Raw genomic sequence first — 19,807 nt, 5'->3', positions numbered from 1 at the left:
CGGGTGTCGGCACGGCCTGCGGGACGGTTCAGTCCCGCAGCAGGTCGGGCACTCCGGCCGCGTCCGGCTCGTCCCGTTCGGCCGAGAGCACGGTCAGCTGCTGGGTGGCCCGGGTCAGCGCCACGTACAGGACCCGCAGGCCGGCCGGGGACTCGTCGGCGATCTCGGCCGGTGAGACCACCAGCGTCGCGTCGTACTCCAGCCCCTTGGCCTCCAGGGATCCCAGCGCCACCACCCGGTCGCCGAGCGGCGCCAGCCAACGGCGGGCCTGCGCACGGCGGTTCATGGCCACCACGACGCCGACCGTGCCGTCCACCTCGCCCAGCAGCCGCTCCGCCTCGGCCACCGTGGCCTGCGCCAGCGCCGTGTCGTCGCCGGACCGGGCCCGCCCGTTCCCGTTCCCGGTCCCGGTCCCGGTCCCGTCCGCGACGAGCGCGAAGCGGGGCTCCAGGCCCGTGGAGCGGACCGCCTTCGGGGACGCCATACCGGGCATCGCCAGCGCCAGCACCCGGGCGGCCAGTTCGGCGATCTCCGCGGGGTTGCGGTAGTTCACGGTGAGGGTGAAGCGGCGGCGCGGGCGGGTGCCGAGCGCCTCGTCGCGGGCGACGGCGGCCTCGTCCGGGTCGGACCAGGAGGACTGCGCGGGGTCGCCGACGACCGTCCAGGTCGCGTGCCGGCCGCGGCGGCCGACCATCCGCCACTGCATGGGCGTCAGGTCCTGCGCCTCGTCGACGATGACATGGGCGTAGTCGGTGCGCTCCTCCTCCAGCCGTTCGCGCCGGCTGCGGCCGCCGCCCATGCGGTCCGCGTGGGTGGTCAGCTCCTCCAGGCCGGTCAGGTGGTCCAGCGGATCGGCCTCGCGCGGGCGGGGCGGACGCATCGGGGCACCCAGGACCATCTGGAGCTCGTCCAGCAGCGCGACATCGTGCACCGACAGCGGGCCGTGGCCACCGCGGTCCAGCCGCTGCAGCGAGCGGGCCAGTTGGCGTACCTCGCGCGGGTTGAGGAGACGGCGTGCCCAGCGGCCGAGCAGACGCTCGTCGGCCATGGCGGCCAGCACCCCGCGCGGGGTCAGCTCGGGCCACCAGGCGTCCAGGAACTCCTGGAAGTCGGGCTCGGTGGTGATGTCCTCGTCGAAGCCCTCGCGGGCCTCGGCGGCGAGTTCGGGGTCGGTGTAGCGGCGCGCGGCGCCCGACTTGGTCCACAGGGCGTCCAGGATCAGCCGGCGGGCCCGCGGGCGCAGCAGGTTGACCGGTGCGGTGCCGCCGAGCGCGGACTGCCGGATGGCACGCAGCTCGTCGGCGTCCAGCTCGATCCGGCCGCCGAACGCGACGACCCGCAGATGGGCGGGCGGGCCCGCGGCGGGCTGGGCGGGACGCGGGGCTCTGTGGCGTCTCCTGCGGCTCCCGTTGGCGGCCGCGTCCCGTTCGCTGTCGTCCCCGGACGCCTCGAAGAGGTCCTCCAGGGACAGCTGGGCGTCCCCGTCGGGGGCCCCTCCCCCGTTCGACCCGTTCGCCGCGGCCGTGGCGGCCTCCCGGCCGGTGTGCGGTGCGCCCGGCGCGGCCAGCTCCAGCGCGCCGCGGGCCGCCTTGCGCAGCAGCTTCTGCATCCGCGACGAGCCCTTGATACGGGACACCGCCGGCGGGTCGTAGGCGGTCGCCTCGGCGCCGTCCACGAGCGAGCCGAGTGCCCGGATGGCGACCTGGCCCTCCTCGCCCAGCGACGGCAGCACGCCTTCGGTGTACGCGACCAGCAGCGGGGTCGGGGAGACGATCAGGATGCCGCCCGCGTAGCGGCGGCGGTCCTGGTAGAGGAGGTAGGCGGCGCGGTGCAGGGCGACCGCGGTCTTGCCCGTGCCGGGCCCGCCCTCGACCTCGGTGACGGAGGCGGCGGGCGCCCGGATCACCTTGTCCTGCTCGGCCTGGATGGAGGCGACGATGTCCCGCATGGTGTGGCTGCGGGCCCGGCCCAGCGCGGCCATCAGCGCGCCGTCACCGATCGCCGGCAGCTCCTCGCCGTCCAGCGTCGCGGTGACCTCCGGACGCATCAGATCGTCCTCGACGCCGAGGACCTTACGGCCCTTGGAGCGGATCACCCGCCGGCGGACGACCCGGCCGGGGGCGACCGGGGTGGCCCGGTAGAAGGGGGCGGCGGCCGGCGCCCGCCAGTCGATGACCAGCGGGGAGTAGTCCGCGTCGAGGACACCGAGACGCCCGATGTGCAGCGTCTCGGCGATCGTGGCGCGGCCGTCCTCGATCGCGCCGTCGGCGGGTTCGACGGAGGTGAAGGCGCCGTCCGGGCCCTTCTTGCCGTCCTTGCCGAGGAGCAGGTCGATCCGGCCGAAGAGGAAGTCCTCGTACTCGGAATTCAGGCGGTGGAGATGGACGCCGGCCTGGAAGACCTGGGCGTCGCGCTCGGCGAGCGCGCCGGGCGTGCCGACCTGGCCGCGCTTGGCGGCGTCGTCCATCAGGAACTCTGCCTCGTGGATCTTCTCCTCAAGGCGCCGGTAGACACGGTCCAGATGCGTCTGCTCGGCCTCGATCTCGCGGTCGCGTACGGAATCCGAAGCGTGATCCGGTGCGTGCGTGGCGTTGTGCGCGGCCACCCAGGCCCCCTTCTGCTGTGCGTAGGGCAGCCGTCAACCGTACGCGAACCAGGCACCGCGCGCACCTGGTGAAAGGGACAAAGACGGGCGAGTTTGGACGGATGTCGATTCTGGGCGCTACGTCGGGTGTGCCCGGTCGGGGTTGTGCCGGTCGGAAAGGCATGGCGGTCCTTGACCGGCGCCCGCACCGTGTGGGGCCGGGGCGCCGGTCCTGGCGCCCCGGATGCTCAGGCCTTCACCGTGGCCAGCCGCTTGCCGTCCAGCGTGTTGATCTCGAAGTGGTCGATGTCGCCGCGGTTGAGGGCCGCTCCGCCCGTCGCGTAGAGGGGCTCGCGGTTCCACTTCGCGGCGCTGCCCGGGATGCCGTAGCCGCCCTTGGGGACCGCCCAGGTGGTGACGGTCTGCCGCTTGCCGTCCTTGCCGACGGCGACCAGGTCGCAGCTCAGCGGCCCCTTGACGTTGGCGAGTTCGAGGACGACCTGGGTGCCCCAGGGCCGGGCGGCCATGGAGACGCCCGCCGAGACCTTGGTGTCCGGGTCGGTGGAGGTCACCTTCTCGCCCGCGGCGTACTGGGCCCGGACGGCGTTCGCCAGCGGCGGCGTCGGCGCCTCGTCCCCCTCCCCCTTGAGGGAGAAGGTGGCGAGCGGCCCGCCGACGATCAGCACGACGGCCGCGGCGACCAGGAACAGCCGGCGCCGGCCGCGGCCGCGGCGGGTGGCGTGGACCTCGTCGAGCAGTCCGTCCAGCACCCGGGGCCCGGGGACGGCCGTGATCGTCTGCGGGGTGGGCGCGGACTGTTTGAACTCGGCGAGCACCGGCGTCAGCGCCATCAGCTCCTCGAGTTCGGCCGCGCACCGGTCACAGCCGACGAGATGCGCCTCGAACCGTTCCGTGTCGGCGGTGTCCAGGACGCCCAGCGCATAGGCGCCGACGTCGCTGTGCCGGTCCGGCTGCGTGGGCGGGATCACTCCGTCACTCCTCGTTCCTCGAGTGAGAGCTTCAGGGAGCGCAGCGCGTAGAACACCCGGGACCGCACGGTTCCGGCCGGCACGCGCAGCACCTCCGCTGCCTCGCTGACCGTACGTTCCTTGAAGTACGTCTCGACGAGGGCCTCTCGGTGGGCCTGGCTCAGGTCGCTCAGCGCCTCGGAGATCGTCATCAGGCGCAGCGCCCGGTCGATCACATCGGCGGCGGGCATGGTCTCCAGCGGGGTCGCGTCGACCTCTTGGGGCCGGGCCTTTCGGCTGCGGTGCCCGTCGATCACGATCCGCCGGGCAACCGTAACCAGCCAGGGCCGGATCGAGCCGGTCGCCCGTTGCAACTGGTCGGCGTTGCGCCAGGCGCGCACCAGCGTCTCCTGCACCACGTCCTCCGCGCGATGCCGGTCGCCCGCCACCAATCGCAGGACGAAGGCGAGAAGCGGGCCCGCATGATCGTCGTAGAGGGCTCGCATGAGCTCCTCTTCAGGTGTCGTCCTGTCTGCCACGACGGCATCCTTACGCACTCCAACTCCCGGGTCGATAGCCCAGATCGCCCAAGATCGACGGGGACCCTGCCATGAATCGGACTTGCGGTGAGGAGTACGGACGGGACGGACGGGGCGTTCAGCGTCCGGCGGAAAAGTTTTCCGCCCTGGTGACGGGGTCCGCGACGGCGCCGCCGGACTGCTCCCGGCGCACCGTCGTCCGCCTCCGGTGCCGCGCCACCCGCTCCCGGTTGCCGCACACTTCGCTGGAGCACCAACGACGGCGGCGGCCCCGCGAGGTGTCCAGGTAGACCAGGGTGCAGCTCTCGCCCTCGCACTGCCGCAGCTGGGCGCGCGCCGCCGCGTCGGTCAGCAGCCCGATCGCGTCCCGGGCGACCGCGGCCAGCAGTCCGGCGCATTCGGGCGGGCCGGGGAGGGCACGGGCCAGGGTGCCGTCCGGGGCCCGTACGGCGCGGACGGCGGGCGGCTGCCCGGCGGCGGCCGCGGAGTTGAGCAGGGCCAGATCGGCCTCGGCCGCCCCGCCCCGCAGCTCGTCGTGCACGACCCGGAGCAGCAGCTCCCGCAGCCCGCGGAAGCGGCCGACCCAGCGCCCGTCGACGCCGTCCAGCGGGGTGCCGTGCGGCACCAGGCCCGCGCCGGTCAGCCAGGCCCGCAACTGGTCCGGGCCGGCGAGGCGTTCGGCGGCGGCGCCGTCCGCGGTGGCCGCCAGGTCCAGGCAGATCCGCCCGCAGTCGAACCGCAGCTCACAAGGCGCCGCCATGTGCCTGTCACTCCTTAGGGACCAAACGTGTGTGCTCCCAGAGTGCCCGGCCCGCGGTCCGGCCGGAACCCTCCGGAGGCGGCCACTCCGCGCACCCGCACCATGGGGACCCGCACTCCCAGGCCACGTAAACACTGCGAGTAGACGCTGCGCGTATACATCTGATGTATAGTCCGGCGCGCGGCGCTCCACGGGCCTTCCGCACCGGTCCGCCGCATGCTTGGAGCGTGTCCCGGTCCGCCGGACAGCCCCCGAGCGCCTCAGCCCCTCCAGGACGAAGGTCTCCATGTCGCGCAAGTCTTTGCTCACGAACCGCGCCAGCCTCACCCACAAGATCGGCTACGCGCTCCGCCACCCGGACCGGATCACTCCGTACGTCAGGCGCACCGCCCGCGACACCTGGCTGCGCCTCAAGCACCCCGGCCATGTGGCCTACTACCGGGCGGTGATGGCCTCCGACACCGGCCGCAATCCGGAGGCCGCGGTCGGCAGCCGCAGCCATGAGCGCTGGCTGGCACTGGGTGAGATGCAGTTCGACTACCTGGCCGAGCACGGTCTGAAGCCCAGCCACCGGATGCTGGACATCGGCTGCGGCAACCTGCGCGCCGGCTGGCGCTTCATCGCCTACCTGGACACCGGCAACTACTACGGCATCGATATCTCACCGGACATCCTGATCTCCGCGAAGCAGACCCTGACGACCTACGAACTCCAGGACAAACTGCCGCACTTGACGATCACGCAGGACCTGAAGCTGGACTTCCTGCCGTCCGCCCATTTCGACGTCGTCCACGCGCACAGCGTCTTCTCGCACTCACCACTCGACGTCATCGACGAGTGCCTCGCCCATGTCGGCCGGATCCTGGCCCCCGGCGGCTTCTTCGACTTCACCTTCGACCGCACCGAGGGCGCCGAACACCAGGTGCTGCGCGAGGACTTCTACTACCGGACCGAGACCCTGCTCCAGCTGGCCCGCAAGCACGGCCTGGAGGCGCGCTTCATGGACGACTGGGAGACGCGCAAGCACGGCCAGTCGAAGATCCGCGTCAACAACCCGCAGTAGGGCGCGTCTTGGGGACCCCGGTAAACGGGCCCGGCCCCGCCCCGTCCCGCCCCGGCCCGCCCCGGCCCCGCTATTCCCCGCCGTACTTGTCCGTGTCCGCATGCGGGTCCAACGACAGCCGGTAGCCGCGCTTGACGACCGTCTGGATCAGCTTGGGCGCGCCCAGCGCCACCCGCAGCCGGGCCATCGCGGTCTCCACCGCATGCTCGTCCCGGCCCGCGCCGGGCAGGGCGCGCAGCAGATCCGCACGGGAGACCACCCAGCCGGGACGGCGGGCCAGGGCGCGCAGCAGCGCCATCCCGGCCGGCGGCACCGGCCGCAGCGCCCCGTCCAGCACGACGGCGTGCCCACGGATCTCCAGCCGCCGCCCGGCCACCGGCAACATCTCCACCCGGCCCGGCAGTTCACGGCACAGCAGCTGCACCAGCGGCCCGAGCCGGAAGCGCTCCGGCTGGAGCGTGGGCACGTCCTCCGCCTGCAGCGGCAGCGCGGTCACCGGCCCCACGCACACCGGCAGCACGTCCTGCCGCAGCGCCGCCAGCACCTCCTCGCGGATACCGCGCTCCCCGGCCCGGCGCAGCAGCGACGCCGCGGCCGGCGCGCTGGTGAAGGTCACCGCGTCCAGCCCGCGCCCGGTCACCGCGTCCAGCAGCCGGTCGACCGGACCGATGTCCTCCGGCGGCATCCAGCGGTACACCGGGACGCCGACGACCTCCGCGCCGTCGGCCCGCAGCGCCTCGACGAACCCCGGCAGCGGCTCCCCGTGCAGCTGGAGGGCCACCCGCCGCCCGGCGACGCCCTCCGCCAGCAGCCGGTCCAGCACCTCGGCCATCGACTCGGAGGCCGGTGACCACTTCTCGGTCAGCCCGGCGGCCCGGATGGCACCCCGCACCTTGGGCCCGCGCGCCAGCAGCTCCACCCCGGTCAGCCGGTCCAGCAGCGCCTCGCCCAGGCCCCAGCCCTCCGCGGCCTCGATCCAGCCGCGGAAGCCGATCGCGGTGGTGGCCACGACGATGTCCGGGGCGTGCTCGATCAGGTCCCGGGTCACCGCGAGCAGCTCGGTGTCGTCCGGCAGCGGAACGATGCGCAGGGCGGGGGCATGCAGCACCTGGGCGCCGCGCCGTTCCAGCAGCGCGCCCAGCTCCTCCGCCCGCCGGGCCGCGGTCACCCCGACGGTGAACCCCTCCAGCGGCCGGACGGCCGGCCTCGGGTCCGGCTTCGGGTCCGGCCCCGCGTCCGGTCCCGGCTCGGATGCCGTCCGCTCCTGCTCGCTGTGCTCCTGCTGTTGTTCGTGCATGGTCGTCCCGCTCCGCCCAGAGTGGTGTGGTGCCCTGTGCTTCCGTACCGCCGCGGCTCGGGCGGCACGGAGTGCCAAGTCGCCAGCGTGCCAACGGCACGTGACAACCCCGGTCCTCCCATATTTCCCCGTGGTTACGACGCTCCGCACGCCGCCCCGTACGACCGGCCGGGTGCGGGGGGCGGCTACGGCGGCCCGGAAGCGGCCGCCGCCTGCGCCGTCCCGCTCACACCTCCGCGTACACCGGGCGCCGCCCCTCGTCCGCCGGCTCGGCCTCCGCCGCCTCCGCCGTACGCCGCGCACGGGCCGCCGGGCGCAGGTATACGGTCCAGGTCACCGCGCCGCACACCACGTAGCAGCCGAGGAACGACACGAAGGCCGGCGTGCCCGACCCCGCCACCAGGAACGACTGGCGAAAGGCGAGGTTGATGGCCAGCCCGCCGAGCGCGCCCACCGCCCCGATCAGCCCCATCGCCGCCCCGGACAGCCGCCGCCCGTAGGCCGCGGCCTCCTCCCCCGCCAGACCCCGCCGCAGCGCCTGGGCCTGGAAGATCCCCGGGATCATCTTGTACGTGGAGCCGTTGCCCAGCCCCGTCAGCACGAACAGCGCGATGAACCCGACGAGGAACACCGGCAGCGACCGCTCCGCCGAGGCATAAATGACGACCCCGGTGGCCAGCCCCATCGCCCCGAAGTTGCCCAGCGTGATCCGGGCACCCCCGAACCGGTCCGCCAGCCGTCCGCCCACCGGCCGGATCAGCGACCCCAGCAGCGGCCCGATGAAGGTCAGCGACGCCGCCTGGAGGGGCGTGCGCGCGAACTGGTTCTGCAGCACCAGCCCGAAGGCGAAGCTGTAGCCGATGAACGACCCGAAGGTGCCGATGTACAGCAGCGACATCACCCAGGTGTGCGGCTCCCGAGCGGCGTCGAGGGCCGCCCCGGTGTCGTTCGTCACCGGCGCGAGGTTGTCCATGAACAGCGCCGCACACACCGCCGCGACCACGATCAGCGGCACATAGACGGCCAGCACGATCCGCGGATGCGCGGCCCCCGCGGTCCCGATCACCAGCAGCCCCAGCAGCTGGATCACCGGCACCCCGATGTTCCCGCCACCGGCGTTCATCCCCAGCGCCCACCCCTTCTTCCGCAGCGGATAGAAGGAGTTGATGTTGGTCATCGACGAGGCGAAGTTCCCGCCGCCGACCCCCGCCAACGCCGCGACCAGCATGAACGTCGTGTACGAGGTGCCCGGCTCCATCACCACCGCCGCCGCCGCGGTCGGCACCAGCAGCATCGCGGCGCTGATCACCGTCCAGTTGCGCCCGCCGAACCGCGCCACCGCGAAGGTGTACGGCACCCGCAGCACCGCGCCCACCACCGTCGGCATCGCCACCAGGAAGAACTTGCTGGCCGGATCGATCCCGTACTCGGGCCCCATGAACAGCACCATCACCGACCACAGGCTCCAGATGGAGAACCCGATGTGCTCGGAGAGCACGGAGAACACCAGGTTCCGCCGCGCGACCCGCTCCCCCGTCTCCCGCCAGAAGCCCTCGTCCTCCGGGTCCCAGTGCTCGATCCACCGGCCGCCCCTCCTCGGCCGGCCCTCGCCACGACTGCCGGCGGGGGTCTCGTCAGGGCTCTCGCTACGGGTCTCTGCTGCCGCGGCCGTCATCGCGCCTCCCAGGGTTCAGGTCCTGCTCACTGACGCTAGGGATGGCGGGTTTCCATACCGTGCCGCCCGGTGACACGGACGAAACCTTGCACTCACGGGGTGTGGCGACGGGTGGTGAGGCGGCCCGGACGCCCGTGCGGGTGCGATCTGCACACTTCCGCGGCGACGGTCGCGTTGCGTAACTATGCTGCCGCGCCAGGCGACCCGTACTCCTGGTGAGTACGGGCGCACACACGGTCACCGACGCCCAACTACGGGGAGTGGAAGGCCATGCAGCCGCGAAAGAAGCCCAGGAACCGGCACTCCGCAGCCATGGAAGTCATCGGCGCCCAACTGGCGATGTTCCGCATCAACGCCGGACTCACCCAGCGTGCCCTCGGGGAACGCACCACCGCCTCCGAGGAGACCATCGCCTCCATCGAACAGGGCAGGCGGGCCCTGATGCCGCATCTGGCGTCCGAGTTCGACCAACTCCTGCGTACGGGCGGGGCGTTGGCGACGGGGGTGGAGAAGCTGCCACCGAAGGACAAATATCCGATCTGGGCGGAGGACTTCATCGCCTATGAGCAGCAGGCCCTCGCGCTCTCCTGGTTCGAGTACGGGGTACTCCCCGGCCTGCTCCAGACCGAGGACTACGCCCGTGCCACCTTCCGCAGCAAGATCCCGCTCCTCGACGAGGAGACAGTGGAGCGGCGGGTCGCGGGGCGGCTGGAGCGCCAGCAGATCCTCCACAGGGACAAGCCCCTCATCGCGAGCTTCGTCATCTCGGAGGCCATCGTGGCCGGCAATCTCGGGGGCCGGGAGGTCATGCGGGCCCAGCTTTCCCACCTGCGGAGCTGCGCGGACCTCAATGGCGTCTCCATTCAGGTCCTGCCGCTGAGCCGCGAGCACCACGCCGGTCTCGACGGTCAGTTCGTGGTGCTGGAAACCGCAGATCATCAGCACCTGGCCTACACCGAGGCGCAGCGCAGCAGTGAGCTGATTTCGGACCCGGATGAGGTCAGCATCCTCGCTCAGAAGTATGGAATGCTGCGAATGCAGGCCCTCAACGCCGAAGAGACCGTGGGTCTGCTGGAGCGGCTGCTAGGAGAGCGATGACCCACCTGACATGGTTCAAGTCGAGCTACAGCGGCAGCGAGGGCGGCGCTTGCCTCGAAGTGGCTTACGTCTGGCACAAGTCCAGCTACAGCAGCGACGAAGGCGGCAACTGCCTCGAAGTCGCCTACGACTGGCACAAGTCCAGCCACAGCGGCGACGAGGGCGGTGCCTGCGTCGAGGTGGCCGCCCACCCCGCCACCGTCCACGTCCGGGACTCCAAGGACCCCCAGGGCCCGCACCTCGACGTCTCGCCGCGTGCCTGGGCCGCGTTCACCTCGTTCGCCGCACGTAGCGGCGCCGCCGCCCCAACGGCGCCGTAAGCGGGGCTACTCGGCGGCTTCCCGCGGCGGGCCCATCCAGATCGTGTCCGCGCAGATGTTCATCTGCAGGCGCTTGCCCTTCTCGTCCCGGGCCACGACCGCGTGCCCGTCCGTGGAGTCGCGCGGCGCGGACACCACGGCGATGTCGTTGGTGACGGCTATGGGTTCGCTCAACAGCGCGTCCTTGGGGCAGTCCCGGTAGCGCAGGCCGGCGGTGACCGTGGCGCCGCGCCGCAGGTCTATCGGCAGGGCCCGGCCATGCCCTTGGGCATCGGACTGGGGCCCCTTGCCGAGATGCACCGCAACGGTCGGGAAGCCGCGGAACACACACGGGTCCGAACCCTTGTTGACGACGGACAGCCGGGCTTCACGGTGCTGCGTGCGCGGCTTCTTCTTCAGGACGGTGAGCTTCCACCCCAGACCCTTGGTCGTGCAGCTGGCGTGCAGCGCCGCCATCCGCGGGGAGCCGCAGCCGGTCAGGGCCAGACACGCCGTGACGGTCAAGGTCAGCGCGGCCGCCGCGGCCGCGAGAAGTGCACGCCGTTGCACAGCTCTCCCTGTTCGTTCCACATAAGATTCCCTGCCGTTAAGGAAAGGTTTTCACGCGCCCGTGGTTGCCTGCGCGGGGCTACTTTCTGTGTGCGTCGCGCGGCACCGGGCCGTCACCCGTGCACGCCCATCGCCCGCGCATCCGCCTCCGGGAGCCACCATGCGCTCCCGGGCGGCGCCAGCCAGTCGTGCCGATCGGCCCGTTCCCGTGCGGCGGCCCGCAAGGCGTCCAGCCCCGGATGCCGCAGTCCGCGCCGCCACACCAAGGACACCGGCGAGAGCGGTACGGGGTCGACGAGCGGCCGCAGCACCATCCCCGGTACGTCCATGAACTCCACGCTCGCCAATACGGACCACCCCCGCTTGCGCACCACCCGTATGAACTCCTGCGAGCCCTCGATCTCCGGGAACGGCTCGGCCGTCGCGATCCCGCGGCCCGCGAAGAGCCGCTCGGCCAGGTCCGTCCACTCCACGGTCTGCGGATTGCCGGCGGCCGCGTAGAGCGTCTCGCCGGCCAGCTCCGCGAGCGGAACGGCGGGCCGTGCGGCCAGCGGATGATCGTCGCGCAGCAGGACCGCCATCGGCTCCAGACGGACCGGCTGATGGTCGAGACCGGCGCGGACGTCGGGCGGCAGCGCCGCGATCCGGCCGAAGGAGACATCGAGCCGTCCGGCCGCCATCTCGGCCGCCGCACCGGTCAGCCCGCTGTGGAAGCGGGCGACCAGCTCACAGCTGTCCGGCACCCGGTCCCTGGCCGCCTCCAGCACCGCGTGGGCCGTGCCGATCGGGACGCTCACATCGACCAGCAGCGGCCGCTCCGGCGCGGCCCGGAACGCGGCGGCCAGCTCGTCCTGCGCGGCCAACACCCGCTGTGCGTACGGCAGCAGCCGCTCCCCGTCCGCCGTCAGCGCGACCCGGCGGGTGCTCCGTACGAACAGCGTGGCACCCAACTCCCGCTCCAGCCGCCGGATATCGCGGCTCAGCGCCTGCTGGGCGACGTACAGCCGGGCGGCGGCCCGGGTGAAGTGCAGCTCCTCGGCGACGGCGGTGAACGCGCGCAGCAGTCGCGGATCGATGTCGTACGGCATCGGGCCATCCTGGCAGTACCCGCGGCGACGGCAGCCCTCGACCCATTGACAACCCAGCCGCGTAAATGGGCGCTGAGCAGGTGTTGGACGGGCGAGGGGCCCGGCCACGACCGTAGAAGCCATGATCCTCTTCCTCGCCGCCCGGCCGGTCACTGCCCCTCCCGTACGCCCGGCCCCGCGCCGCCGCCGCGCACGCTTCCGCCCGTTCGCGCCCTACCGGCGGATCTTCGCGATCCCCGGCACCCGCGCCTTCACGGCCGCCAATCTGCTGGCCCGGCTGCCCATGGGGATGCTCAGCATCAGCGCGGTCCTGATGATCGCCGGCTCGCGCGGCTCCTATGCGCTGGCCGGGGCGGTCACCGCGACCGGGCTGGCGGCAACGGCGCTGGCCGGGCCCTGGACCGCCCGGCTGGTCGACCGCTACGGCCAGGCCCGTACCGCCGTCCCCGCCACCGCGCTCGCCACCCTCGGCTCGCTCTCACTCCTGCTCTGCGTCCACTACCACGCACCCTCCTGGACGCTCTTCGCCTCGTACGCCGCCACCGCGACCACCCCGAACACCGGCGGGATGTCCCGCGCCCGCTGGGCGCACCTGTTCCGCGACGATCCGGCCGCCCGGCACACCGCCAACTCCTTCGAACAGGCCGCGGACGAGCTGTGCTTCATGCTCGGACCGGTGCTCGCCACGCTGCTGTGCACCGCCCTCTTCCCGGAGGCGGGTACGGCGGTGGGCGCGGCACTCCTGCTGACCGGGGTACTGCTCTTCGCGGCCCAGCGCCGCACCGAACCCCCGGTCGCCGCCCGGACCGCGGACCGTCCCCCTGCCCGCTCCCCGCTGCGCCTCCCCGGCCTCCCGTCCCTCCTCCTCACCTTCCTCTGCACCGGCGCGATCTTCGGCTCGCTGGAGGTGGTCACCCTCGCCCACGCCGACGCCCAGGGCATCCGCTCCGCCGGGGGCGCCATGCTGGCCCTCCAGGCGGCGGGCTCCTGTGCGGCGGGACTGCTCTACGGCCTGCTGCGGCCGTCGGGCCATCCCGGCCGCCGCTTCCTCGGCTGCACCGCGGCGATGGCGGCCCTGATGCTGCTCCCGCTGCTCGCGGCCGGGACGGGGAGCCCGGTGACGCTGGCCGCCGCCCTGCTCCTGGCCGGTATGGCGACCGCACCGACCATGGTCACCGGCATGGGCCTCGTCCAGTCGCGGACGCCGCCCGGCCAACTGAACGAGGGCATGACGCTCGCCGTGACCGCGCTGCTAGGCGGTATCGCGGCCGGTTCGGCGAGCGGCGGCTGGGCCGTCGACCACCTGGCCCCGGGAGGCGCGGCCTACGGCGTACCCGTCGCGGCCGCCGCCCTCGCACTGACCGTCACCCTGCTCACCTCCCGCCGACACCCGGCGGCGCCGGTCAGCTGAGGGGGTCCGTGTACCGCAACCGCCGTGGGAAGGTCTCCACGACGGGGCCGTACCCCCCGACCGTGAAGGCGAACGTCACCCAGGAACCGTCCACGAAGCCGACCTCATGCGTGCCGTGCCGCACATCGGTACGGTTCCGCACCCAGGCGACCTGCCGCCGCTCCACCCGCCACGCGTACTCCACCGCCTCCGCACCGGCCATCGGCTCCCGCCGGTTGCCGGCCAGCCGCACCCGCACCACATGGAGATGGTGCTCGGTCACCAGCAGCACCGCCACATACCGGAACGAACAGCGCGGCCGCAGCACGGCCGCCAGCTGCCCGGCCAGACTCTCCCAGCCGCCCGACAGCTGAGGGGTGTCGCGGCGGTCACCCCACCCGTCCACCACGGCATTGACCGGATTGAGGCGGTGCAGTCCCTCCTCGGCCCGCCCCATACCGTCAACGAGCCGGTCACCGGCGGTGCGCTGCGCCGAGAACGCCTGCTGCCGGAACCGCCGGGGCGGCTCGGGAAGCCGTTCCCCCGCCTCGACCGGATGACTGGCGACGACCCGCTCCCCGGGCGGCAGCACGGCCGCCGCCCGCTCCTTGGCCGCACGGGCCACCGCCTGCCGGTCCGGGCCGGAAAGCCAGCCCTTCACCCCGGCCCAGAGCGCGTCCCCGACCTCACTGATCTTCACCCGAAGGCCCCCATCACTCCCCCTTTGCCGCCGCTGCGCCGAGCAATGCCACACCTCGCGCGACAGGCTCGTCAAACCCCTGAACCAGCGCCCCGCTGCCCTTCCTCGCCCCTCCCCGCCCCGCAAAACGACTCAGGCCCCGCTGTCCTCTCGGACATGCGGGGCCTGGGCCTTACATGGGATGACGGGGTCTGGGGGGCCTTGCCCCCAGCTCTCCGTGTCGTGGAGATGGCGGGAATCGAACCCGCGTCCAACGGTGCGGAATCAGGGCTTCTCCGAGTGCAGTTCGCTGCGATTTTCTCGGCCCCGGAGATCACGCGAACAAGTCTCCGACGGGCCCAGTCACTGTTTGATTTCCTTCTAAACCCCGTGACCGGGTCTAGAAGTTTAGTTCCCTAGCTGATGCCAGGATCCGGGTCGGGAACAGCCCCGGGCTGACACTTCGCAAGTCGCTACTTAGGCAGCGAGGGCGAAGGAATCGCGCTTGGTGTTGGCGATTATTGGTTGCGACATATGGTTAACGAGATCATTGCCGCTTCCTCGACTCGCTTCCCCTGCTTCGACATCCGCTGTCGAAACCGATCATCCCCATGTTGATTTATCAAGGTGGTACCTACGCCCCTCGTGGGGTGTGGAGCCATCGTACGGGAACAACGCCCGCGGTTGCCAGCGTATTCCCGGGAGCCCGGCCGGACCGGGCTCCGTCGGGCCTGATCAGGCCCGCTGCCGGCGCCGGGCCGCCGAGATCGCCCGGTCCGTCTCGCGGCGGTCCTGCTGCTCGCGGAGCGTCTGCCGCTTGTCGTACTCCTTCTTGCCCTTGGCCAGCGCGATCTCGACCTTGGCCCGGCCGTCCTTGAAATAGAGGGCCAGCGGCACGATCGTGTGGCCCGACTCCTGGCTCTTGGACTCCAGCTTGTCGATCTCGGCCCGGTGCATCAGCAGCTTCCGCTTGCGCCGCGCGCTGTGATTCGTCCAGGTGCCCTGGGCGTATTCCGGAATATGTACGTTGTGCAGCCAGGCCTCGTTGTTGTCGATCTGGACGAAACCGTCCACCAGCGACGCCCGGCCCTGCCGCAGCGACTTCACCTCGGTGCCGGACAGCACCAGACCACACTCATAGGTGTCCAGAATGTGGTAGTCGTGCCGCGCCTTCTTGTGCTGCGCCACGAGCTTGCGCCCGGGATCCTTGTCCTTGCCCTTGTCCTTAGCCATAGTGCGGCCATTTTCGCACTAAGACCCGCCCCCGAGGCCACTCAATACCGTGCGGGCCCGTTTCTCGGCACCGTTGCCCACCACCAGGTCGGGGGTGAGGCCGGTGTCGTCGACGGTCCGGCCGGAGGGGGTGCGGTAGTGGCCGACGGTCAGCTCGGCGACCGAGCCGTCCGGCAGCTCGCTGGGCATCTGCACCGCGCCCTTGCCGAAGGTCGGGGAGCCCACCACCACCGCCCGGCCACGGTCCTGGAGCGCACCGGCCAGCAGCTCGGCGGCGCTCATCGTGCCCCCGTCGACAAGGACGACCAGCGGGACATGCGTATTCCCGCCGCGCTCGGCGTACAGGGCGCGCTGACTGCCGCGGACGTCGTACGTCGCGACCAGGCCGCCGTCCAGGAAGGCGGAGGCGGTGGCGACGGCCTCGGTGACCAGACCGCCGGTGTTGCCCCGCAGGTCGAGCAGCATGCCCTCGTCGGGGGAGGCCTGGCGCACCGCGCGGCGGACCGCGTCGCCGGTGCCCTTGGTGAACGCGGTGATCTTGACGCGGGTCGGGCCGCGGTCACCGGCCGGCCGGTCGACGACGACGTTCCGGGCCTTCACCCGGGCGCGGTGCAGGGTCTCGGTCCAGCGGCGGTCGCCGCGCTGGAGATCCAGGGTCACGGGGGTGCCGGCCGCGGCGGCGGGACCACGGGAGCCGTCGGGGGCGTTACCGCGCAGCCGGGCGACGACATCGGTGACCGGGGCGCCCCGGGTGGTGCGGCCGTCGACGGCGCGCAGCCGGTCGCCCACCGCGATACCGGCACGTTCGGCGGGGCCGCCGGGCTGGACCCGGGACACCACGATCCGGCCGCCGGCCGCCTGCCGCACCCAGAGCCCGACGCCGACATAGCCGCCGCCCAACTGCTCCTGGAAATCCTCGTACTCGCCCGGTGTGTAGATCGTCGACCAGCGGTCGCCGCTGCGGCTGACGACCTCGGCGGCGGCCTGCGCACCGGACTTGCCGTCCTCGACGGCCTCGGAAGCGGCCCGCTCGACGGCGGCGCGGTCCGCGAGGGACTCGCGGGTGTGCGCTCCGGAGGATCTGTGGTCCGGGGCGGTGCGCCCCGCGGCACCCTCCGCCTCATCGCTCCAGGTGCCGGTCACCACGCCGGTGGCGAGCACGCTCGCGAGGAACAACGTCAGGGCCGCCCCGCGGCGAATGCGGCGGGGCCGGTCGTACGAACACGGGCCCGACATGCCGGTGAGTCTAGGGGACAAAAGGGCGCCGTACGGCAAGTTGACCGTACGGCGCCCCTTGGCAAAGCTCACACCTTGAGGTACTTGCGCAACGCGAAGAACGCGGCGAGCGCGGGCATCAGCAGCCCGATCAGGAGGACCAGCGGGAGGACCGCGACCACCGAGTCCCAGCCGATGAAGTTGATCACCTGGATCCGCTCCGCCAGCCAGTTGTTGACGAGGATGTACTTGCCGCCGACGATCAGCACACAGGCGAAGGCGGCGCCGAGCAGGCCCGCGATGGCGGCTTCGAGGATGAACGGCATCTGGATGTAGAAGCTGGACGCTCCCACCAGCCGCATGATCCCGGTCTCCCGCCGCCTGCTGAACGCCGACACCCGCACGGTGTTGACGATCAGCATCAGCGCAACGACCAGCATCAGCCCCATCACGACCAGCGCGGCGATGTTCATGCCGTTGAGGAGGTTGAACAGCGGCTCAACGGTGTCCCGTTGGTCCTGTACCTCCATGACGCCGGGCCGCTCGGAGAACGCCGACTTGATGACCGTGAACTTCGTGGGGTCCTTGAGCTTGACGCGGTAGGACTCCGGAAGCTGGTCGGGAGTCACCAGCCCGGCGACGGGCGTGTCACCGAACTGCTCCTTGTAGTGCTTGTAGGCCTGGTCGCTGGACTCGTACGTCACCTTCTGCACGATCGGCAGCCGGTCCAGCTCCGCCTTGATGTCGTTCTTCTGCTGCTGGGTGGCCGCGCCCTTGGCGCAGTTGGCACCGCTTTCGGCGTCGTTCTTGTTGCAGAAGAAGATGGAGACGTTGACCTTGTCGTACCAGTAGCCCTTCATGGTGCTGACCTGGTCGCGCATTAGCAGCGAGGCGCCGAACAGGCCGAGCGAAAGGGCTACGGAGACGATGACGGCGAATGTCATCGTGAGGTTTCGGCGGAGACCGACGCCGATCTCCGACAGGACGAACTGGGCGCGCATGGCGTCCTTTCAGTACTGGGGGCCGTACACGCTTAGTGCTGGTAGCCGTACACGCCGCGCGACTGGTCGCGTACGAGCCGGCCCTTCTCTAGTTCCATGACCCGCTTGCGCATCTGGTCGACGATCTGCTGGTCGTGGGTGGCCATGACCACCGTCGTACCGGTCCGGTTGATCCGGTCCAGCAGCTTCATGATGCCGACCGAGGTCTGCGGGTCGAGGTTGCCGGTGGGCTCGTCCGCGATGAGCAGCATCGGGCGGTTGACGAACGCCCGCGCGATGGCGACGCGCTGCTGCTCACCACCGGAGAGTTCACCCGGCATACGGTCCTCTTTGCCGCCGAGGCCGACGAGTTCGAGGACCTCGGGAACCGTCTTGCGGATCTGGCCCCGCGGCTTGCCGATGACCTCCAGGGCGAAGGCGACGTTCTCCCCCACGGTCTTGTTGGGGAGCAGCCGGAAGTCCTGGAAGACCGTCCCCACCTGGCGCCGCATCTGCGGAACCTTCCAGTTGGAGAGCTTGCCGAGGTCCTTGCCCAGAACGTGCACGTGGCCATGGCTCGCCCGCTCCTCGCGCAGCAGCAGCCGCAGGAAGGTGGACTTGCCGGAGCCCGAGGAGCCCACCAGGAAGACGAACTCGCCGCGCTCGATCTCGAGGGAGACATCCCTGAGTGCAGGGCGGTTCTGCTTCGGGTAGGTCTTGGAGACGTTGTCGAATCGGATCACTGATGCACCACGGTCGACCTGGATAGGGGCACGGGTTGCCGAGTTGCGGCTCCCGTCGGTGTGCGTGACCATACGCGAACCTCGCAGGACGGCGCAGTCGCCGTAGGCGGTTGGTGCGTTTATTCACGGCACCTACGGGACAAAAGGCGCACAATCTCGCGGGGCGCGCCGTTCCGGCGAGGAGCTGGCACAGTGGAGGAGGGAACCAATGCGCCTTCCGGTGCGTTGGTGCAGTGGAGAAGGAGGTCGCATGACGTACGACCGACTGGTGTGCGCCAACTGCGCGGCCCCTGTGAACGAGGGCCGCTGCCCCGTGTGCCGGGCAAGCAGAGAACGGCTTCAGCAGCAAGCGGGCGGTATCTTCGCCCAGCTCAGCCCCGCCATGCTGGTGGCGCTGATGATCCTGCTGATCGCGCTGGGTCTGCTCCTCCACCAGGCCGTCTGACCCCGGTACGAGGCTTCCTCGGCGGTCGCGGCAGCGCGGACGCCGAGGGGCCCGGAACGCAGTCGCGTCCCGGGCCCCTCCAGCTGTGGCACGTCGGCGTCAGGCCGCCGCGGCGCCGCCGCCGTTCTTGTTGATCAGGCGGGGCAGCATACGGAAGCCCACACCGCCCGCGATCATCGTCGCCGCACCGATGAGCAGGAAGGTGGTACCGGAGGAACCGGTCTCCGCCAGCTCGCCGCCCTTGGCCTGCTGCTTGGCCTGGCCGGGGGTGTCAGCGATCTGCTCCTTGCCCTTGCCGGGCTGCTCGATCGGCTTGGAGCCCTCGTTGTCGGGGCCGGTGCCGTCGGTGTCACCGATGGAGCTGCCACTGCCGGAGGTCTCGTTACCGCCGGTGGTCTCATTGCCACCAGTGGTCTCGTTACCGCCGGTGGTCTCGTTACCACCAGTGGTCTCATTGCCGCCCGTGGTCTCGTTACCACCAGTGGTCTCGTTACCGCCGGTGGTCTCATTGCCACCAGTGGTCTCGTTACCGCCGGTGGTCTCGTTACCGCCGGTGGTCTCATTGCCACCAGTGGTCTCGTTACCGCCGATCTCCTCGCCACCGGTGCCGCCGGTGTCCTCACCGCCGATGCCGCCGGTGCTGTCGTCACCGCCGATCTCGCCGCCGGTGCTGTCGTCGCCGCCGACCTGGCCGGTGGTCTCGCCACCGTCGGTGCTGCCGGTGGACTCGCCACCGGAGTCGCCGCCGCCGATGATCCCGCCGATGATGCCGCCGATGATCCCGCCGTCCTGGCCCGGGGTCTCACCCGGGCTGGCCGCGGAAGCAGCGCCGGCGGCGGTGAGCGACGCACCGGCCGCAATCACCGCACCGGCCGCAATGCGCGCTACGCGCAGCCGCGTCTTCTTCGTCATGTACTGCTACCCCCAGTAGCTGAACTCGTCATGGGAGCACCGCTGTGCGGGGCGACGAGCCGGTGCCGGGGTACGCGAGCCTCAGCTCCGCACAGCGGCCAGGCCGCTCAATTCCCCGTTACTGCACGCGCCCCAGACATACGCATGCCGCGCTCAGCCTTCCCAGTTCCGCCACTATCGTCAAGGTCGATTAAAGGCCGGATGCCCGAATTACCAAGAGTTGCGCGGTACATGGACATACGACTGTGACCAAACCCCCACAGCAAAAA

19 protein-coding genes and 1 other RNA gene are annotated in these 19,807 nt (G+C 71.3%); 5 read left to right on the top strand and 15 right to left on the bottom strand.

The window, feature by feature from the left end; all coding sequences use genetic code 11:
• Window positions 1-28: 28 nt before the first annotated feature.
• From STRNI_RS26265 to STRNI_RS26250, 4 genes are all read right to left on the bottom strand, one after another.
• A complete protein-coding gene (locus STRNI_RS26265; RefSeq protein ID WP_277412127.1) occupies window positions 29-2,605 on the bottom strand; it encodes a HelD family protein in 2,577 nt (858 codons plus the stop codon).
• A 227-nt stretch (window positions 2,606-2,832) separates the two neighbouring features.
• Window positions 2,833-3,573: an anti-sigma factor family protein gene (locus STRNI_RS26260; RefSeq protein WP_277412126.1), complete on the bottom strand. Its 741-nt coding sequence runs from the start codon at window positions 3,571-3,573 to the stop codon at window positions 2,833-2,835.
• Window positions 3,570-4,109, bottom strand: a complete 540-nt coding sequence (locus STRNI_RS26255; RefSeq protein ID WP_093646547.1) for a sigma-70 family RNA polymerase sigma factor — start codon at window positions 4,107-4,109, stop codon at window positions 3,570-3,572. The genes STRNI_RS26260 and STRNI_RS26255 overlap by 4 nt, the downstream gene beginning before the upstream one ends.
• A 100-nt stretch (window positions 4,110-4,209) precedes the next feature.
• Window positions 4,210-4,851 carry a CGNR zinc finger domain-containing protein gene (locus tag STRNI_RS26250; RefSeq protein WP_159488122.1) on the bottom strand — a complete coding sequence of 214 codons (642 nt, stop codon included), beginning with the start codon at window positions 4,849-4,851 and terminating at the stop codon, window positions 4,210-4,212.
• Window positions 4,852-5,137: 286 nt separating this feature from the next.
• On the opposite strand from STRNI_RS26250, the gene STRNI_RS26245 reads away from it, so the two are divergent.
• A complete protein-coding gene (locus tag STRNI_RS26245) occupies window positions 5,138-5,914 on the top strand; it encodes a class I SAM-dependent methyltransferase (protein WP_262040585.1) in 777 nt (258 codons plus the stop codon).
• Between the two features lie 70 nt (window positions 5,915-5,984).
• Here STRNI_RS26245 and STRNI_RS26240 read toward each other — a convergent pair whose 3' ends face one another.
• Window positions 5,985-7,211, bottom strand: a complete 1,227-nt coding sequence (locus STRNI_RS26240) for a uroporphyrinogen-III synthase (protein WP_159488120.1) — start codon at window positions 7,209-7,211, stop codon at window positions 5,985-5,987.
• A 226-nt stretch (window positions 7,212-7,437) separates the two neighbouring features.
• Window positions 7,438-8,886, bottom strand: a complete 1,449-nt coding sequence (locus STRNI_RS26235) for a nitrate/nitrite transporter (RefSeq protein WP_277412125.1) — start codon at window positions 8,884-8,886, stop codon at window positions 7,438-7,440.
• Window positions 8,887-9,156: 270 nt separating this feature from the next.
• Here STRNI_RS26235 and STRNI_RS26230 point away from each other — a divergent pair, with 270 nt between their 5' ends.
• On the top strand, window positions 9,157-9,984 hold the full coding sequence (locus STRNI_RS26230; RefSeq protein ID WP_218041845.1) for a helix-turn-helix domain-containing protein: 828 nt from the start codon (window positions 9,157-9,159) through the stop codon (window positions 9,982-9,984).
• Window positions 9,981-10,304: a DUF397 domain-containing protein gene (locus STRNI_RS26225; RefSeq protein ID WP_274735938.1), complete on the top strand. Its 324-nt coding sequence runs from the start codon at window positions 9,981-9,983 to the stop codon at window positions 10,302-10,304. The genes STRNI_RS26230 and STRNI_RS26225 overlap by 4 nt, the downstream gene beginning before the upstream one ends.
• A gap of 6 nt (window positions 10,305-10,310) precedes the next feature.
• On the opposite strand, the gene STRNI_RS26220 is transcribed toward STRNI_RS26225, so the two are convergent.
• Together STRNI_RS26220 and STRNI_RS26215 are read right to left on the bottom strand one after the other, a co-directional pair.
• Window positions 10,311-10,853 carry a DUF4232 domain-containing protein gene (locus tag STRNI_RS26220; protein WP_109890087.1) on the bottom strand — a complete coding sequence of 181 codons (543 nt, stop codon included), beginning with the start codon at window positions 10,851-10,853 and terminating at the stop codon, window positions 10,311-10,313.
• 113 nt (window positions 10,854-10,966) lie between these two features.
• Window positions 10,967-11,941 carry a LysR family transcriptional regulator gene (locus STRNI_RS26215; RefSeq protein WP_266449695.1) on the bottom strand — a complete coding sequence of 325 codons (975 nt, stop codon included), beginning with the start codon at window positions 11,939-11,941 and terminating at the stop codon, window positions 10,967-10,969.
• A gap of 121 nt (window positions 11,942-12,062) precedes the next feature.
• On the opposite strand from STRNI_RS26215, the gene STRNI_RS26210 reads away from it, so the two are divergent.
• Entirely contained in the window at window positions 12,063-13,352 is a 1,290-nt protein-coding gene (locus STRNI_RS26210) for an MFS transporter (RefSeq protein WP_277412124.1), read from the top strand.
• Here STRNI_RS26210 and STRNI_RS26205 read toward each other — a convergent pair.
• The 6 genes from STRNI_RS26205 to ftsE form a co-directional block, all read right to left on the bottom strand.
• On the bottom strand, window positions 13,345-14,031 hold the full coding sequence (locus STRNI_RS26205) for a hypothetical protein (RefSeq protein ID WP_266449688.1): 687 nt from the start codon (window positions 14,029-14,031) through the stop codon (window positions 13,345-13,347). The two genes, STRNI_RS26210 and STRNI_RS26205, sit on opposite strands and share 8 nt — an antisense overlap.
• A 220-nt stretch (window positions 14,032-14,251) precedes the next feature.
• Window positions 14,252-14,621, bottom strand: a transfer-messenger RNA (tmRNA) gene (ssrA, locus tag STRNI_RS26200).
• 124 nt (window positions 14,622-14,745) lie between these two features.
• The gene (gene smpB, locus STRNI_RS26195) at window positions 14,746-15,243 is read right to left on the bottom strand and encodes an SsrA-binding protein SmpB (protein ID WP_018091245.1); all 498 of its coding nucleotides are present in this window, start codon (window positions 15,241-15,243) and stop codon (window positions 14,746-14,748) included.
• An 18-nt stretch (window positions 15,244-15,261) separates the two neighbouring features.
• Window positions 15,262-16,479, bottom strand: coding sequence for a S41 family peptidase (locus STRNI_RS26190; RefSeq protein WP_159488114.1), 1,218 nt, complete (start codon window positions 16,477-16,479; stop codon window positions 15,262-15,264).
• Between the two features lie 68 nt (window positions 16,480-16,547).
• Window positions 16,548-17,459, bottom strand: a complete 912-nt coding sequence (ftsX, locus tag STRNI_RS26185; RefSeq protein ID WP_018091243.1) for a permease-like cell division protein FtsX — start codon at window positions 17,457-17,459, stop codon at window positions 16,548-16,550.
• 32 nt (window positions 17,460-17,491) lie between these two features.
• Window positions 17,492-18,181 carry a cell division ATP-binding protein FtsE gene (gene ftsE / locus STRNI_RS26180; protein ID WP_018091242.1) on the bottom strand — a complete coding sequence of 230 codons (690 nt, stop codon included), beginning with the start codon at window positions 18,179-18,181 and terminating at the stop codon, window positions 17,492-17,494.
• A gap of 250 nt (window positions 18,182-18,431) precedes the next feature.
• Between ftsE and STRNI_RS26175 the strand changes: the two genes are divergently transcribed.
• Complete coding sequence (locus STRNI_RS26175) at window positions 18,432-18,626, top strand: hypothetical protein (RefSeq protein WP_093646569.1); 195 nt, start codon at window positions 18,432-18,434, stop codon at window positions 18,624-18,626.
• A gap of 99 nt (window positions 18,627-18,725) precedes the next feature.
• On the opposite strand, the gene STRNI_RS26170 is transcribed toward STRNI_RS26175, so the two are convergent.
• Window positions 18,726-19,538: a hypothetical protein gene (locus STRNI_RS26170; RefSeq protein WP_266449677.1), complete on the bottom strand. Its 813-nt coding sequence runs from the start codon at window positions 19,536-19,538 to the stop codon at window positions 18,726-18,728.
• Window positions 19,539-19,807 lie beyond the last annotated feature (269 nt).

This window comes from Streptomyces nigrescens (assembly GCF_027626975.1).
Taxonomy (GTDB): Bacteria; Actinomycetota; Actinomycetes; order Streptomycetales; family Streptomycetaceae; genus Streptomyces; species Streptomyces nigrescens.
This window is presented reverse-complemented; position numbering and strand designations above follow the sequence as displayed.

Excerpts from the sequence above, each read along its gene's own strand:
- STRNI_RS26250 (WP_159488122.1), bottom strand. The coding sequence starts at position 4,851 with ATGGCGGCGCCTTGTGAGCTGCGGTTCGACTGCGGGCGGATCTGCCTG.
- STRNI_RS26225 (WP_274735938.1), top strand. The coding sequence starts at position 9,981 with ATGACCCACCTGACATGGTTCAAGTCGAGCTACAGCGGCAGCGAGGGC.
- STRNI_RS26215 (WP_266449695.1), bottom strand. The coding sequence starts at position 11,941 with ATGCCGTACGACATCGATCCGCGACTGCTGCGCGCGTTCACCGCCGTC.
- STRNI_RS26210 (WP_277412124.1), top strand. The coding sequence starts at position 12,063 with ATGATCCTCTTCCTCGCCGCCCGGCCGGTCACTGCCCCTCCCGTACGC.
- STRNI_RS26230 (WP_218041845.1), top strand. The coding sequence starts at position 9,157 with ATGCAGCCGCGAAAGAAGCCCAGGAACCGGCACTCCGCAGCCATGGAA.
- STRNI_RS26175 (WP_093646569.1), top strand. The coding sequence starts at position 18,432 with ATGACGTACGACCGACTGGTGTGCGCCAACTGCGCGGCCCCTGTGAAC.
- smpB (WP_018091245.1), bottom strand. The coding sequence starts at position 15,243 with ATGGCTAAGGACAAGGGCAAGGACAAGGATCCCGGGCGCAAGCTCGTG.
- STRNI_RS26240 (WP_159488120.1), bottom strand. The coding sequence starts at position 7,211 with ATGCACGAACAACAGCAGGAGCACAGCGAGCAGGAGCGGACGGCATCC.
- STRNI_RS26235 (WP_277412125.1), bottom strand. The coding sequence starts at position 8,886 with ATGACGGCCGCGGCAGCAGAGACCCGTAGCGAGAGCCCTGACGAGACC.
- STRNI_RS26245 (WP_262040585.1), top strand. The coding sequence starts at position 5,138 with ATGTCGCGCAAGTCTTTGCTCACGAACCGCGCCAGCCTCACCCACAAG.
- STRNI_RS26190 (WP_159488114.1), bottom strand. The coding sequence starts at position 16,479 with ATGTCGGGCCCGTGTTCGTACGACCGGCCCCGCCGCATTCGCCGCGGG.
- ftsX (WP_018091243.1), bottom strand. The coding sequence starts at position 17,459 with ATGCGCGCCCAGTTCGTCCTGTCGGAGATCGGCGTCGGTCTCCGCCGA.
- STRNI_RS26170 (WP_266449677.1), bottom strand. The coding sequence starts at position 19,538 with ATGACGAAGAAGACGCGGCTGCGCGTAGCGCGCATTGCGGCCGGTGCG.